We start from the raw sequence: 13,627 nt of genomic DNA, 5'->3' as shown, positions 1-13,627 counted from the left end.
GCCCTTCCCGAAAAGCCTGGAGGAACCCTACCGCTGGACAGCTCCGAAGCGTTCGGCAGCCAGCGCAACTGCGCCTTCACGCGCCGCCGAGGCCTCGTCAGCGGTCAGGGTGCGGTCGGCGGCCCGGAAGCGGAGCCCGAAGGCCAGCGACTTCTTGCCGTCCTCGATGCCCCTGCCTGCGTAAACGTCGAACAGTGCCACGTCTTCCAGCAGCTCTCCGGCGCCTTCGCGCAGGGCGGCAAGGACGTCGTCTGCCGCCACGTCGGCCGGGACCACGAGCGCCACGTCCTGGGTGGCCACCGGGAACGTGGAAATGTGGCGGGCCACAATCACGTCCGGCGCGGCCTCGAACAGGGCATCGGCATCAAGTTCCAGTGCCACCGAACGGGCGGGCATGTCCGAGGCGGCCAGCAGCTTGGGGTGCAGTTCGCCGGCGTAGCCAACGGTCTCCCCCGTGCGCAGCGCCAGCCGGGCGGTGCGGCCGGGGTGGAACGCCTGGTGGCTGCCCTGGCTGACCACCAGGTCCACGCCCAGCACGTCGCCGGCAAGCCGGGCCACGTCCAGGGCGTCGGCCCAGTCCCACACACGGGGCGTGTGGGACGCGGCGGCCGGGGAATCGTGGCCGGTGAGGACTGCCGCGATGTGGAACGGCTGGTTCGGGACGCCGTCGTACAAAGCGTCAAGAACCTCATCGGCAGGCTTGGCACCCAGCGGCGGGATGGAGGCCGTGCCCACTGTCCCCTCGGGCAGGAACACCAGGCCGGATTCGAACAGGGCCAGGTCCCGGAAGCCACGGGAGTGGTTGCGCTTGGCCACCTCGATCAGTCCGGGCAGGATGGACGTGCGCAGGTAGCCGTGCTCCTCGCTGATCGGGTTGGCGAGCTTGAGGGCGGTCCGCGCCCCTCCTTCGTCGGCCACGCCGAAGGTGTCGTTGGCCGCCTTGGAGACGAAGGGGTAGGACAGGACCTCGGTGAGTCCGGCGTCGGCCAGTGCCTGGATGAGGCGGCGGCGCTGCTGCTGGACACGGGTGAGGCCACGGCCCGGAGGGGCGACCGGCAGGGTGGCGGGGATCTTGTCGTAGCCCACCAGCCGGGCGATTTCCTCGGTCAGGTCTTCCTTGGTCTCCAGGTCGCTCCGCCAGCTCGGCGGCGTCACCGTCCACCCGGCGTCGTGCTTTGCCACCACGGCGCCCAGGTCCTCAAGCGAGGTGACGATCTGGTCTTCGGTGAAGTCGATGCCAATCCGTGCGGCAGCGAAGCCTGCGGGCAGCTCGATGGTGACGGTTTCCGGGGCGGTCCCGACGTCGGTGCCGGCTTCGTCGGCAGTGCCGCCGGCCAGTTCCACCAGGAGGTCCACCACGCGCTGGGCGGCGATGCCCGCCACCTGCCAGTCCACGCCGCGTTCGAAGCGCTTGGACGCCTCGGACGGCAGCTTGTGCCTGCGCCGGGACCTGCCGATGGACACGTCGTCAAAGTGCGCCGCCTCAACCAGGATGTTCGACGTCGAATCGCTCACCTCGGTGGCCGCGCCGCCCATGACGCCTGCGATGCCGATGGCGCCGGAGTCGTCGGTGATGAGCAGGTCCTCGGCGTCAAGGGTGCGTTCCTTGCCGTCCAGGGTGGTGATCTTCTCCCCTGCGGCGGCGCGGCGCACCACGATGTCGCCGGAGAGCTTGTCCAGGTCATAGCAGTGCGTGGGCTGGCCCAGTTCGAGCATGACGTAGTTGGAGATGTCCACCGGCAGCGAGATGGAGCGGATGCCGGCGAGCCGGAGCCGGGAGACCATCCATGGCGGGGTGGGACGGGTGGCGTCCACGCCCCTGACGGTGCGGGCCACGAACCGGTCGCAGCCGGCCTTGCCGTAGATCGGGGCGTCGTCGTTGAGCTTGACGCCGTAACCGCCGGAAAGTTCGGCCGGCGCCTGGACCCTGGAGGCGGGATCCGTGAAGGCGGTGCCGGTGGCGTGCGCGTATTCGCGGGCCACGCCGCGGATGGAGAAGGCGTAGCCGCGGTCCGGGGTGACGTTGATTTCGGCTGCCTGGTCGTACAGGCCCAGGAGCTCCATGGCGTCGGTACCCACCTCAGGGTCCAGCCCGATGCGGGACAGCACCAGGATGCCGTCATGGTCCTCGCCGATGCCCAGTTCGCGGACCGAGGCGATCATGCCGGCGGAAAGGTGGCCGTACGTCTTGCGGGCGGAGATGCGGAAGTCGCCGGGCAGCACGGCGCCCGGAAGCGTGACCACCACTTTGTCGCCCTCAACGAAGTTGTGCGCGCCGCAGATGATGCCTTGGACGCCGGACGGGTCGATGCCGTCCCCGGTGAGGGTCTGTTCCTTGCCTTCGGGGACTACGCGGACCTGGCACCAGTTGATGGTCTTGCCGTTGGTCTGCGGTTCCTTGACCAGGCTCAGGACCTGGCCCACCACCACGGGGCCCTGGAGGGTGTCCGTGGGACGGTGGACGGCTTCTTCTTCAAAGCCGACCTTGACCAGTTCTTCCATGACGTCTTCGGCCGTTGCTCCGGCCGGTACTGCTGCGAATTCCCGCAGCCAGGAAAGTGGGATACGCACTGTTAGATCTCCATCCCGAAGTGCTCGCTGAACCGTACATCGCCTTCGATCATGTCGTGCATGTCGGCAACCTCGTTGCGGAACATGAGGGCACGCTCGATGCCCATGCCGAAGGCAAAACCTGAATAGACGTCCGGGTCGATGCCCGCAGCGCGCAGGACGTTGGGGTTGACCATGCCGCAGCCGCCCCACTCGATCCAGCGCGGGCCGCCCTTGGCGCCGGGGTGGAAGATGTCCAGCTCGGCGGAGGGCTCGGTGAACGGGAAGTAGTTGGGGCGCAGGCGGACCTTCGCCTCCTCGCCGAACATTTGCCGGGTGAAGTGCTCCAGGGTGCCCAGCAGGTCCGCCATGGACAGGCCCTTGTCGATGGCAAGGCCCTCAAACTGGTGGAACACCGGGGTGTGGGTGGCGTCCAGCTCATCGGTGCGGAACACCTTGCCCGGGCACAGCACGTAGATGGGCACCTCACGCTCGAGCATGGAGCGGACCTGCACCGGGGAGGTGTGGGTGCGCATTAGCAGGTGGGCTTCGGGCGGCTCCACGAAGAAGGTGTCCTGCATTTCGCGCGCCGGGTGGTCCGGCTTGAAGTTCAGGGCGTCGAAGTTGAACCACTCGGATTCCACCTCGGGGCCCTCCGCGATCTCCCAGCCCATTCCCACGAAGATGTCCGCCACGCGGTCCTGCAGGGTGGACAGCGGGTGGCGCGCACCGGCGCGGCGGCGGCGGGGGGCAGCGGTGACGTCCACGGTCTCCTCAACCAGGATCCGGGCATCATTCTCGGCTTCGAGTACCTCGGTCCGGTCGGCGAGCGCCTTGTTGACCCGGCCGCGGGAAGCACCCATCAGCTTTCCGGCGAGCGCCTTCTGGTCCTTGGGGAGGCGGCCGATTTCCCGGTTGGCCAGGCTAAGCGGCGATTTTTCGCCGCTGTGGGCGAGGCGCACCGCCTTCAGCTCGTCAAGGGTGGCCGCACCGGCGATGGCGGTGATGGCCTGGTCTACAGCGGCGTTGATGGCGGCCTCATCCGTGGGGTTCGGGATGGCGGCGCCCGGCAAAGTTTCAGTCATCTACTGTTCTTAGCTACGAGTCGTGGCTGCCTGCGGCCGGGGCAGCCCTGCGCGGTTTCCCGCCCGGTGCCTCCGTCGCTGGCAGGTCATGGATGAATGCGCTGAACGTCAGTGTCATTCAATGACCAGGTCAGGGCTCGCCGGCAGGACCGGCGGCCACTGCCCTCCAGTCTAGTAGAACCCTCCGGTTACCATGGCCTCATGACGTTGCGGCAGCACGCAGGTTCGGTGAATGGCCCGACGACGGCCCAGCGGCTCAGGCGGGCAGCAAACCTCCTCAACGGGAGCACCCTGGCCGGGCTCGCCGTCGCCCTGGCCGCCCGGACCCGGATCAGCCGGGGGCCGCGCGGCCTGATCATTGCGGCCGGCTACCGCTGGCGGCTGCCTTTCGCCGGCGCCTTCACCCTGGGCAACGTGGTGCTGTGCCGCAGCACGGCTGCGGACCTGCTGTCCCGGCCTGCGCTCCTGGGACACGAGGAACGGCATTGCAGCCAGTACGCGTGGTGCCTGGGGCTGCCCTTCATCCCCTTGTACCTGGCAGCCGCCGGCTGGTCCGTGCTGCGCACCGGCAATCCGGGGACGGCGAACATCTTCGAGCGGCGGGCAGGCCTTGCCGCCGGCGGTTACCCACTCCGGGCGGCGAGGCAGCCGTGACGGGCCAGGACCCGCAGGACCGCCGGGATCCTGGGGCCATCACCGTCACGGGGACTGGATGGGCGGAGGCCGCACCGGACCTGATGCTTGTTTCCATAGGCATGGAGTGCCGCGCCGAATCGGTGGCGGAAGCCTACGCGGCAGCAGGCAGGGACCTGGCGGCAGTTGGAGCGGCCCTCCGCAGCCGGGGCGTTTCCCCGGACGATATCCGCTCGGCCGGCCTGGCCGTCCGAGCGGACCTCGCCTGGCGGGACGGTGAGGGCCAGCGGCTTGTGGGCTACATTGCCTCCAGCAGCCTCGCGGTCAGGCTGCGGGACCTCGGCAGCGCGGCGGCCACAGTTTCAGCAGCCGTCCACACCGCCGGGGACAATGTCCGCCTGAACAGCCTGCAGCTGGTCCTTTCGGACGACTCAGTGGTCCGGGCGCAGGCGCGTGACGCGGCCTGGCAGGACGCGCTGGGTTCCGCTGCGCAGTATGCCGCACTGGCCTCGGCCGGCCTGGGCCGGGTCCTGTCCGTCACCGACCAGCGCCCGGCACCGGGACCGGTACGGTTTGCCGGGCTGCAGCGGGCATCCGCCACGGAAGGTCCACAGGTTGAGCCGGGCCTGAACCGGGTGGAGGCAGCCGTCACCGTCACATGGGAACTGCGGCCCTAGCCCCGATGGCTCCTGGAGCCGTATGGGCCGCGTCGAGGCATAGTTTCCACTGGCTTCGACTGCGTGGCGCCTTGACTTAAATTCGAACATGTTTTCGAATGGGTCCCATGAGATGGGAAGCGCAAGCACTGGTGCCCACGCCGGAAACCGCAGGAGGACCCGGTCCCGCGCTGCTTCCGCTGGCCGGGCTGGTCCGCTCGGTCACCACCCCCGAGTTCGCCGGGATCACGTTCCACGAGGTCACCGCAAAATCGGTGCTCAACAGGGTCCCGGCGGGATCGAAGATGCCTTTCGAGTGGACAGTGAATCCCTACCGCGGCTGCAGCCACGCCTGCGTTTACTGCTTTGCCCGCAAGAGCCACACCTACCTTGACTTCGACGCCGGCATGGATTTCGACAGCCAGGTGGTGGTGAAGGTCAACGCCGCGGAAGTCCTCCGGAAGGAACTGAACAAGGCCTCATGGACGCGCCAGCAGGTGGCGCTGGGCACCAACACCGACCCCTACCAGCGGGCCGAGGGCAGGTACCAGCTCATGCCTGGCATCATCAATGCCCTGGCGGAGTCCGGCACTCCCCTGTCCATCCTCACCAAAGGGACCCTGCTGGCACGGGACATCCCGCTGCTCAAGAGTGCTGCCGCACAGGTGCCGGTAGGGCTTGGCATCTCCCTGGCCATGACCGACGAAGCCCTCTCCGAGGCCATCGAGCCCGGCACCCCGGGGCCCAGGGCCCGGCTCAAACTGGTGTCCCGGCTGCGCGAAGCCGGGCTGCCCTGCGGCGTCATGGCGATGCCCATCCTGCCGTGGCTCTCCGACAGCGATGAATCCCTGGATGCGCTGTTCGGTTCCCTGGCGGCCGCCGGCGCAACCGGAGTCAGTGCGGGCGCGCTGTACCTGAAGCCGGGCACCAGGGAATGGTTCATGAAGTGGATCGCCGCAAACCATCCCGAACTGGCCGGCCGCTACCGGCGGCTCTACGGGACCGGCTCCTACGCGTCCAAGGAATACCGGACATGGCTTGCCGGCAAGGTCCGCTATTTCAAGGCACGCCACGGCTTTTCGCATTCCTCCGGTTTCAGCCACCGGGACCTCAACAACAGGGACCTCGACAACAGGGACGTGGATGATCCACGCGCCGAGGAAGCGGAGTATCCGGCGGGGAGCATTCCGGCTGCAGCGCCCGGAGGTCACACGGCTGCTTCAGCGCCGCCGTCCGCGGTGCAGGATTCCCTGTTCTGAGCAGCCTGGATTATCGGGCGTGGGCCCGGCCCTGCCCCGGTGCCAGTGCGCCCGCTGACTCCAGGAGGGCACGCACAATCGGGTAATCGGCCGGAATCCACGGCAGCCCCAGGACTGCTTCGCTGTCCTGCAGCCGGATCCAGCGCAGTTCGTCATGGTCTTCCAAAGGTGCGGGATCGCCACGGGTCACCTCGGCGAACCACACCCTCATGCTGGCCCGGTCGTTCAGGGGCCATCCGGCCGGTGTTTCCGCCGGCAGCTCTGCCCCCAGCCGCACCCCGATTCCCAGCTCCTCGGCCAGTTCCCGTACCAGTGCCGCTTCGGGCGCCTCGCCGTGTTCCACCTTGCCTCCGGGGAACTCCCACAGCCCGGCGAGGTGCTCCGGAGCGCTCCGCCTCGCCACCAGCAGTGCCGTTGGATTGGCAAGGCTGTCCACCACGGCTCCGCCCACTACCTGAATCAGTCCAGTCACCGGCCCATTCTATGGGCCACAATGGGAACAGCCCGGATCAGCATTTCCCGTCCCAGGGAATAGGGCCTGCCCGCCCGGGGTTGGCCTCACTGTCCGGATTCCTGCCCCATTGCCGTGGCGTCCCGTCCCACTTCCAGTTCCACTTTTTGAAAAGCAGGCATATGAGCAGCGTCCTTTCCCCGTCCACGGCAGCCCGCACCAAGACCCCCAACGTCGGCATGGCCATCTTTGCCCTGGCCATGGGCGGGGTGGGCATCGGCGTCACCGAGTTCACCATGATGGGCCTGCTGAAGGAAGTGGAACAGGGCCTGGGGATCAGTACTCCAGAGGCCGGGCACCTGATCTCCGCCTACGCACTGGGAGTCGTGGTAGGCGCTCCGCTCCTTGCCGCCGTCGGCGCCAGGCTGCCCCGCAAGAAACTGGCACTGGGCCTCCTGCTGTTCTTCACCGTGGCCAACCTGACCTCGTTCATAGCCCCTGACTACGGGACGATGCTCGTGTCCCGCTTTGCCGCCGGGCTGCCCCACGGGGCGTTCTTCGGAGTTGCTGCCGTCATCGCTGCATCCCTGGTTCCCCCCACCCGGCGGGGCTGGGCCATCTCCATGGTCATGGCCGGGCTCAGTGTCTCCAACGTGGTGGGCGTCCCGTTCGCCACCTGGCTGGGCCAAACCTTCGGGTGGCGCCTGCTGTTTGTCCTGGTGGGCGCCATCGGCCTGGTGGCCCTGGCCATGGTGTGGAAGTTCGTCCCGTTCCAGCAGGCCCACCCCGATGCCAGCATCCGTCGCGAACTTGGCGCCCTCAAGCGGCTACAGGTCTGGTTGGCCCTCCTGGTGGGCATCGTGGGCTTCGGCGGCTTCTTCGCCACCTACACCTATATCGCGCACACCATGACGGCCGTGGCCGGCATCCCGTCGGGGCTGCTCCCCCTGGTGGTGGCCCTGTACGGACTGGGGATGGTGGCCGGCAACATCGTGGGTGGCAGGTTGGCCGACAAATCGGTAATGGGCACCCTCTACCGGGTCCTCCCGGCCATTGCCGTGGCCCTGGTGGTTTACGCGGTGGCAGCCCACTGGCAGTGGAGCGCCATGGTGATGGTGTTCGTGGTGGGAGCTTCCGGTTCCATGCTGATCCCCGCCCTGCAGACCCGGCTCCTCGACGCCTCCCCGGATGCACCGTCGCTGGCATCTTCCCTCAACCATGCCGCCCTCAACGTCGCCAACGCACTCGGCGCGTTCCTTGGTGGAGTGGTCATCGCCCTCGGGTGGGGCTTCGTTGCCCCGGCACTCGTCGGCGCCGTCCTGGCCGTCCTCGGTTTCGGCGTCGCCCTCCTCAGCGGCCTGTTGGAACGGAAGAGGCCGCTGGCGGGCTAAGCCGTGGCCCACTGCGCGCCCCGCGGCCACGGCCCCTGAAACTTCCCGCCGATACACGCTCCTAACGATGCGGCAACGCCCTTTTTGGGGCTACTGACTTTGCGGGGTGCTTATGTTAGCTTGAGGCTCATCGGGACTATTAATCCCGGTCACAATGAGGAGGAGACATGGGTTTTCTTGCTTGGATTATTCTGGGCCTGATTGTCGGGGCCATCGTTAAAGCCGTTATGCCCGGTCGGGTCGGCGGCGGCTGGGTTACCAGCCTCATCCTGGGTGTCGTTGGAGCCATCGTTGGCGGCTGGATTGGCAGCCTCCTGTTCAACAAGGGCGATCTTGCCTTCTTCGACCTCGGCACCTGGATTCTCGCTATCGTCGGCGGCCTGGTTGTCGCCGGCATCTACGGAGCCGTCACCGGACGCGGAAAAGCCAGCCGCGCTCCCTGATAACTCTGTCCAGCAACAACCATCGGGCCCCGGATTTCCGGGGCCTTTCTTTGTGCCCGGCAACAATGCTGCTCCGCGGATGTGCATGCGGGCACCGGGAGTGCGGCCGGGCGCGGGCCGCGGGCCGCCGTCGTGCTCCCCTTACCCGGCGCGGACCTGCCCGGCGGCAGTGTCGGGGCGGCGCTGGGATCGGGCGCTGGCGTAGAGGCACACGGTGGCTGCGGTTCCAAGGTTGAGGCTTTCGGCCGCGCCGTATACCGGGACCGCCACCCGGTGGTCGGCCAGTTCAAGCTCCTCATCCGAGAGTCCCTGGGCCTCATTCCCAAAGAACCAGGCGGTCGGTGCAGCGAGGTCAAAGGCGGATTCAGGGCCGTCCCCGGTGAGCCTGCGCCGCGCGTTCTCGTCCTGCAGGACATCCAGGTCCAGCTGCCCGTAACCGTCGGCAGCGAGGACGCCGATGCCCCGGGCCTTGCAGGCGGCAGCCAGTTCCGCGGGATCTGCGGCCAGGACGACCGGAAGATGGAACAGCGACCCTGCGGTGGAGCGGACCGCCTTGGGGTTGTAGATATCCACGCTGGACGCTGTGAAAATGACGGCGTCGGCGCCGGCCGAATCGGCCGCACGCAGCACGGTTCCTGCATTTCCCGGGTCCCGGACCTGGCACAGCACGGCAATCAGGCGCGGGCCGGCGTCGAGCACGTCCGCCAGCTCAACGTCCACGAACCTGCAGACGGCCACGATTCCCTGCGGGTTGACGGTGTCCGCCATGGCCGCCAGGACCTCATCGGTGGCCAGCCGGGCGTTGGTGCCTTCGGCGAGCTGTTCGAATTCGGGGAAGCGGTCCAGGCAGCTTTCGCTGGCGAATACCTCGGTAACCACTCCGGGCGCTCCCGCCGCGAGGCGCTGCTGGTGGAGCTTGAGGGCTTCCCGGACCGCCTGCGGCCCTTCGGCAAGGAATTGGCCACGCTTTAAACGGGCCGGGCGCCCTGCAAGCCTTGCCACGTCCCTGACCCGATCGGCTCGGGGGTTGGACAGTGGAAGATCTTGCGGGCGCCCGGTTTCGTTCATACAAGAACTGTAGTAGCTGACGCTTCCAGTTCCTGAACTGGCCCCTCAGGCGAGGGGCGGCAGCGGCTGCTAGGCTGCGGCAACCTTCTTGGCGGAGGTGTCTGCCGGCAGGGAGTCCTTGGCCACCTGGACCAGTGCGGCGAAGGCGTTGGCGTCAGAAACGGCAAGCTCGGCCAGCATGCGGCGGTCAACCTCGACCTCAGCGGCCTTCAGGCCCTGGATGAGGCGGTTGTAGGTGAGGCCGTTGGCGCGGGACGCAGCGTTGATGCGCTGGATCCACAGGCGGCGGAAGTCGCCCTTCTTCTTCTTGCGGTCACCGTAGCTGTACACAAACGAGTGCAGCAGCTGTTCCTTGGCCTTGCGGTACAGGCGCGAACGCTGTCCGCGGTAACCCTTCGCCCGTTCAAGAACAACCCGGCGCTTCTTGTGGGCGTTGACCGCCCTCTTCACACGTGCCACGTGCGTACTCCTTCGAAAATCTGATCCCAAGCATCTGTTGCCGGTGTTCCGGCGGCCTGAGAAGGCTGTTTGGCAGGTGACGGACCACCGGTGGGCGGTCCATCAATAAACTTGGAAACTAGATGCCGAGCATCTTCCGGATGACCTTGGCGTCGCCCTTGAAGACGATCTTGTCGCCGGCAAGGCGGCGGGTCAGGCGGCTGGACTTGTGCTCCAGGTAGTGGCGGCGGTTGGCCTGCTGGCGGCGCAGCTTGCCGCTGCCGGTCAGCTTGAAGCGCTTCTTAGCACCACTGTGGGTCTTCATCTTCGGCATGGGAACCGATCTCCTTACGTTTCTGCGGACCCGGGGGCCGGCAGTTCTATCGCGCAGCCACCCCTGCGGGCAGCATGCTGGTTGCTGACTGCCGGGGACACGCCCCGGCAGCTGTGAACTAGTTGGTCTTCTTACCGGCCGGCTTCGGCACTGCCTTGGGGGCAGGGCGGGCAGCAGGCTTCGGTGCAGCAGGCCTGGCCACCGGCTTCGGCGGCGCAGGCACACCAGCCGGCTTCGGCGCCGACGGTGCGGCAGCTTCCGGCTTGGCGGCAGCTGCAGGCTTGGGCGCCGGAGCGGCGGCCTTCGGTGCAGCAGCCTTGGGAGCGGCGGCCTTCGGGGCTTCCTGCTTCGGAGCTTCCTGCTTCGGAGCGGGAGCCTTGGGGGCTTCGGCCTTCGGGGCTTCCTGCTTTGGAGCTTCCTGCTTCGGAGCGGGGGCCTTGGGGGCTTCCTGCTCAGGAGCGGCAGCAGGGGCTTCAGCCGGGGCGCTGTCCGCGGCCGGTGCCTCCGGTTCAGTGGAGACGGTGAAGCCTTCCGGCAGGAGGTCCGCCAGTGACTGGGTCATGGGGGCCTGGTCCTCGCCGGAGGTGTCAACCCGTCCCGCAGCCTTGGCTTCGTTCTGGGCCTTGGCCTCGGCGCGCTGGGTTGCCCGGCGTGCTTCCGCCTTGGCCTCAGCCTTGTTCTTCAGCGGACCAACCACCATGACCATGTTGCGGCCGTCGATACGGGGGCTGGACTCCACCACGCCGACTTCGGCGACGTCGTCCGCGAAGCGCTGGAGCAGGCGGATGCCCATCTCCGGACGCTGCTGCTCACGGCCACGGAACTGGATCATGGCCTTGACCTTGTCCCCGGCGCCGAGGAAGCGCAGGGCGTGGCCGCGCTTGGTCTCGTAGTCGTGGGTGTCGATCTTCAGGCGGAAGCGGATTTCCTTCAGAACCGTGTTCGTCTGGTTCTTCCGGGCCTCACGTGCCTTGACTGCGGCCTCGTACTTGTACTTGCCGAAGTCCATCAGCTTGCACACCGGAGGCTTCGCCTGAGGTGCAACTTCAACGAGATCAAGGTCGGACTCGGCAGCCAGGCGCAGGGCATCCTCAATACGGACGATTCCTACCTGTTCACCTGCAGGGCCGACCAGCCGCACCTCGGGGACGCGGATACGCTCATTGATTCTTGGCTCGCTAATGTTAAAGCTCCTGTGTTTGTTGTTGAGTCCAGCAAATGAAGAAGGCCCCCAATTGCCGGAGCAATCGAAGGCCTCAAAGAGGTTGGACCGGCAACCCCGCAAAGGGCTGCACGTGCACGGTCCCGGCAAATGCCGGCCCATGCCCAACCAGGTACCCGGCAACCTTGCGTCCCTGCAGGTTCCAAAGGAACGGGTGGGACAGCGGCTGACGCGGGTGGGAGAGAACTCCGCTTGCAAACTGGAAGCCATTCTACAGAAAAAATTCCCGTCAACGCCGCGAAGCGCTGTTGGGAACCTGATCGTTTGGGACAATCTCTGAAATAACGACATCCAGTCGGTCTGTGTCAAGCTTACCAGTATGAGCACCTCAGACAGTAATTCGTACGTCTTCGAGCCCGGCGAAGCAGGCGCAGACGTTTCACAACAGATCCGCGACATCTCCGAAGTTCCCGCCATCGAGGTCATCACCACGGCCGCCGTGCACCTGATGAGCGCGGCCGCGGTAAAGCTTGGCCTGGCCGCAGAGGACAACGCAGCCGAACTCAAGGACCTCGACGAGGCCCGGAAGCTGATCACCGCGCTGGCCGGCCTGGTGACCGCAGCCGCCCCCGAGATCGGTTCCCAGCACGCAGGGCCCTTGCGCGACGGCCTGCGGTCCCTGCAGCTGGCTTTCCGTGAAGAGTCGCTGATTCCGGATGCACCGGGCAAGGGCCCGGGTGAAAAGTACACCGGGGCCGTGAACTAGGGAGCAACTCCCCCAAGCAGCGTCCGACGGCGGGACGGCCTTTGCAGGCTGTCCCGCCGTCGCGCTTTAACTCCCCGCTGGATGGGGCCGCTCAGGCGGCGGCGCGGCGGCGGCGCTGCTGGAGCGCTAGGCCCACCAGGCAGAGCAGCACGCCGGCGGCGCCGACGGACACGAAGCCGCCGGAGGGGCCCATGATGTCGATGAAGACCCCGGCGAGGGGCGAACCGAGCGCAACGCCGGCGGTCAGCGCGGAGCCGTACCAGCCCATGGCCTCCCCGCGCCGTTCCTCCGATACCAGGTCCGCGACCTTCTCGGAGGCCGCGGACAGCACGGGGGCGCAGAGCAGGCCGGGGAGGACGGATATGAAGGCAAGCGTCCACGTGTCGTGGGCGAAGGCCATGGGCAGCGTCAGCGCGGCCATGCCCAGCAGCAGGATGACAGGTGGAATGGGCCGGTGCATGGCGCCGTAAATCAGGCCGCCCAGCACGGAGGCAGCGCACCAGAAGACAAAGACAATTCCGATTTCGCTCTGGTGGCCGCCGGTTTCCAGGGCCGCGACAATGCCGACGTCGGTGCCGCTGAGGACCATGCCCGCGCCGGCGGCAACGGCGAAGAGTGCCGCGACCGTGGCGGTGAACCAGGCGAAGCCGCCGGCCAGCCTTCCCCGCAGGCCGCCCTGCGCCGCGCTGGTGGCCGCGCCCGCAGGGGCCAGCTCCGCGGCCGCTTCCTGGACATGCGCCGGTGCCGTGGAGACGACGGCGACTTCCGCAGCGTGCTGTTCATCCTCGACGCATTCGACCGTTTGGTCCCGGCTGCGGGTGGGCGGGTTGAACCACATGAGGAACAGCCCGGCGAGGGACGTAGCCACGCCCACCACTGTCAGTCCCGCAGTAGTGTGGCCGCTGGTAGCTACGACGGCGCCGGCGGCCGGCCCGATCATGAATACGAATTCCGTGGTGATGGCGTCCAGGGCGAACGCGGTGCGCCGCTGGTCACCCTCGGCCAGGACACCCAAGGATTGCCGCACCACGCTGAAAATGGGCAATGTGAGCAGGCCGCCCACGAAGACCAGCGGCAGGAGCCACTGGTACGACACATGGGGCACGATGGACCAGATCACGGTCTCCGAGATGACCGACGGGATGAGGGCGGTCCGCAACCCCACGGTGTCCACGCGCCTCCCCCGCCACGGCGCCCCGAGGGCAATGCCGATGGTCATGACCGCCGCTGCAGCGCCGGCTGCGGCGTAGCCCTGGCCCAGGGTGAGGACGATATGCAGGGTCAGCAGGACCCCCGCGGCTGAATGGGGGATGCGGGCAACCATGCCCACCAGCAGCAGCCGCCGGATCGGCCGGATGGCGAGCAACTCCCGGTAGAGAGCGAAATTCACG

General features: G+C 67.4%; 14 protein-coding genes. 6 read left to right on the top strand and 8 right to left on the bottom strand.

What is annotated here, in order from left to right; genetic code table 11:
• Positions 1-27: 27 nt before the first annotated feature.
• Both pheT and pheS read right to left on the bottom strand, forming a co-directional pair.
• A complete protein-coding gene (gene pheT, locus LDO22_RS21495; RefSeq protein WP_224025625.1) occupies positions 28-2,571 on the bottom strand; it encodes a phenylalanine--tRNA ligase subunit beta in 2,544 nt (847 codons plus the stop codon).
• A 2-nt stretch (positions 2,572-2,573) separates the two neighbouring features.
• A complete protein-coding gene (pheS, locus tag LDO22_RS21490) occupies positions 2,574-3,635 on the bottom strand; it encodes a phenylalanine--tRNA ligase subunit alpha (RefSeq protein WP_159632306.1) in 1,062 nt (353 codons plus the stop codon).
• Positions 3,636-3,836: 201 nt separating this feature from the next.
• Here pheS and LDO22_RS21485 point away from each other — a divergent pair, with 201 nt between their 5' ends.
• From LDO22_RS21485 to LDO22_RS21475, 3 genes are all read left to right on the top strand, one after another.
• Complete coding sequence (locus tag LDO22_RS21485; protein WP_159632307.1) at positions 3,837-4,289, top strand: hypothetical protein; 453 nt, start codon at positions 3,837-3,839, stop codon at positions 4,287-4,289.
• Positions 4,286-4,945: an SIMPL domain-containing protein gene (locus LDO22_RS21480; RefSeq protein ID WP_224025624.1), complete on the top strand. Its 660-nt coding sequence runs from the start codon at positions 4,286-4,288 to the stop codon at positions 4,943-4,945. Before LDO22_RS21485 ends, LDO22_RS21480 begins: the two co-directional genes overlap by 4 nt.
• Positions 4,946-5,052: 107 nt before the next feature.
• Positions 5,053-6,183 carry an Rv2578c family radical SAM protein gene (locus LDO22_RS21475; RefSeq protein WP_224025623.1) on the top strand — a complete coding sequence of 377 codons (1,131 nt, stop codon included), beginning with the start codon at positions 5,053-5,055 and terminating at the stop codon, positions 6,181-6,183.
• Positions 6,184-6,193: 10 nt separating this feature from the next.
• Here the strand turns inward: LDO22_RS21475 and LDO22_RS21470 are convergent, their stop codons facing one another.
• A complete protein-coding gene (locus LDO22_RS21470; RefSeq protein WP_275966933.1) occupies positions 6,194-6,655 on the bottom strand; it encodes a (deoxy)nucleoside triphosphate pyrophosphohydrolase in 462 nt (153 codons plus the stop codon).
• 161 nt (positions 6,656-6,816) lie between these two features.
• Between LDO22_RS21470 and LDO22_RS21465 the strand changes: the two genes are divergently transcribed.
• Both LDO22_RS21465 and LDO22_RS21460 read left to right on the top strand, forming a co-directional pair.
• Positions 6,817-8,025: an MFS transporter gene (locus LDO22_RS21465; protein WP_224025622.1), complete on the top strand. Its 1,209-nt coding sequence runs from the start codon at positions 6,817-6,819 to the stop codon at positions 8,023-8,025.
• Positions 8,026-8,192: 167 nt separating this feature from the next.
• Positions 8,193-8,468, top strand: coding sequence for a GlsB/YeaQ/YmgE family stress response membrane protein (locus LDO22_RS21460; RefSeq protein ID WP_159632311.1), 276 nt, complete (start codon positions 8,193-8,195; stop codon positions 8,466-8,468).
• Between the two features lie 141 nt (positions 8,469-8,609).
• Here the strand turns inward: LDO22_RS21460 and LDO22_RS21455 are convergent, their stop codons facing one another.
• The 4 genes from LDO22_RS21455 to infC all read right to left on the bottom strand — a co-directional run bounded on the left by LDO22_RS21455 (position 8,610) and on the right by infC (position 11,476).
• The gene (locus tag LDO22_RS21455; protein ID WP_224025621.1) at positions 8,610-9,536 is read right to left on the bottom strand and encodes an RNA methyltransferase; all 927 of its coding nucleotides are present in this window, start codon (positions 9,534-9,536) and stop codon (positions 8,610-8,612) included.
• Positions 9,537-9,605: 69 nt separating this feature from the next.
• Positions 9,606-9,995: a 50S ribosomal protein L20 gene (gene rplT, locus LDO22_RS21450; protein ID WP_018763610.1), complete on the bottom strand. Its 390-nt coding sequence runs from the start codon at positions 9,993-9,995 to the stop codon at positions 9,606-9,608.
• Positions 9,996-10,113: 118 nt separating this feature from the next.
• A complete protein-coding gene (rpmI, locus tag LDO22_RS21445) occupies positions 10,114-10,308 on the bottom strand; it encodes a 50S ribosomal protein L35 (protein WP_009358635.1) in 195 nt (64 codons plus the stop codon).
• A gap of 118 nt (positions 10,309-10,426) precedes the next feature.
• The gene (gene infC, locus LDO22_RS21440) at positions 10,427-11,476 is read right to left on the bottom strand and encodes a translation initiation factor IF-3 (protein WP_224027304.1); all 1,050 of its coding nucleotides are present in this window, start codon (positions 11,474-11,476) and stop codon (positions 10,427-10,429) included.
• 373 nt (positions 11,477-11,849) lie between these two features.
• Between infC and LDO22_RS21435 the strand changes: the two genes are divergently transcribed.
• A complete protein-coding gene (locus LDO22_RS21435; protein WP_159632313.1) occupies positions 11,850-12,236 on the top strand; it encodes a DUF1844 domain-containing protein in 387 nt (128 codons plus the stop codon).
• A 91-nt stretch (positions 12,237-12,327) separates the two neighbouring features.
• On the opposite strand, the gene LDO22_RS21430 is transcribed toward LDO22_RS21435, so the two are convergent.
• Complete coding sequence (locus LDO22_RS21430; protein WP_224025620.1) at positions 12,328-13,626, bottom strand: MFS transporter; 1,299 nt, start codon at positions 13,624-13,626, stop codon at positions 12,328-12,330.
• Position 13,627 lies beyond the last annotated feature (1 nt).

Origin of the sequence: Arthrobacter sp. NicSoilC5 (assembly GCF_019977395.1) — a bacterium.
GTDB lineage: Bacteria > Actinomycetota > Actinomycetes > Actinomycetales > Micrococcaceae > Arthrobacter.
Note: the sequence above shows the minus strand (reverse complement) of the source record. Positions and strands in the feature narration are given on the sequence as shown.

Coding starts and splice junctions, on each gene's coding strand:
- LDO22_RS21435 (WP_159632313.1), top strand. CDS start 11,850: ATGAGCACCTCAGACAGTAATTCGTACGTCTTCGAGCCCGGCGAAGCA.
- rpmI (WP_009358635.1), bottom strand. CDS start 10,308: ATGCCGAAGATGAAGACCCACAGTGGTGCTAAGAAGCGCTTCAAGCTG.
- LDO22_RS21485 (WP_159632307.1), top strand. CDS start 3,837: ATGACGTTGCGGCAGCACGCAGGTTCGGTGAATGGCCCGACGACGGCC.
- LDO22_RS21460 (WP_159632311.1), top strand. CDS start 8,193: ATGGGTTTTCTTGCTTGGATTATTCTGGGCCTGATTGTCGGGGCCATC.
- pheS (WP_159632306.1), bottom strand. CDS start 3,635: ATGACTGAAACTTTGCCGGGCGCCGCCATCCCGAACCCCACGGATGAG.
- LDO22_RS21475 (WP_224025623.1), top strand. CDS start 5,053: ATGAGATGGGAAGCGCAAGCACTGGTGCCCACGCCGGAAACCGCAGGA.
- LDO22_RS21455 (WP_224025621.1), bottom strand. CDS start 9,536: ATGAACGAAACCGGGCGCCCGCAAGATCTTCCACTGTCCAACCCCCGA.
- LDO22_RS21465 (WP_224025622.1), top strand. CDS start 6,817: ATGAGCAGCGTCCTTTCCCCGTCCACGGCAGCCCGCACCAAGACCCCC.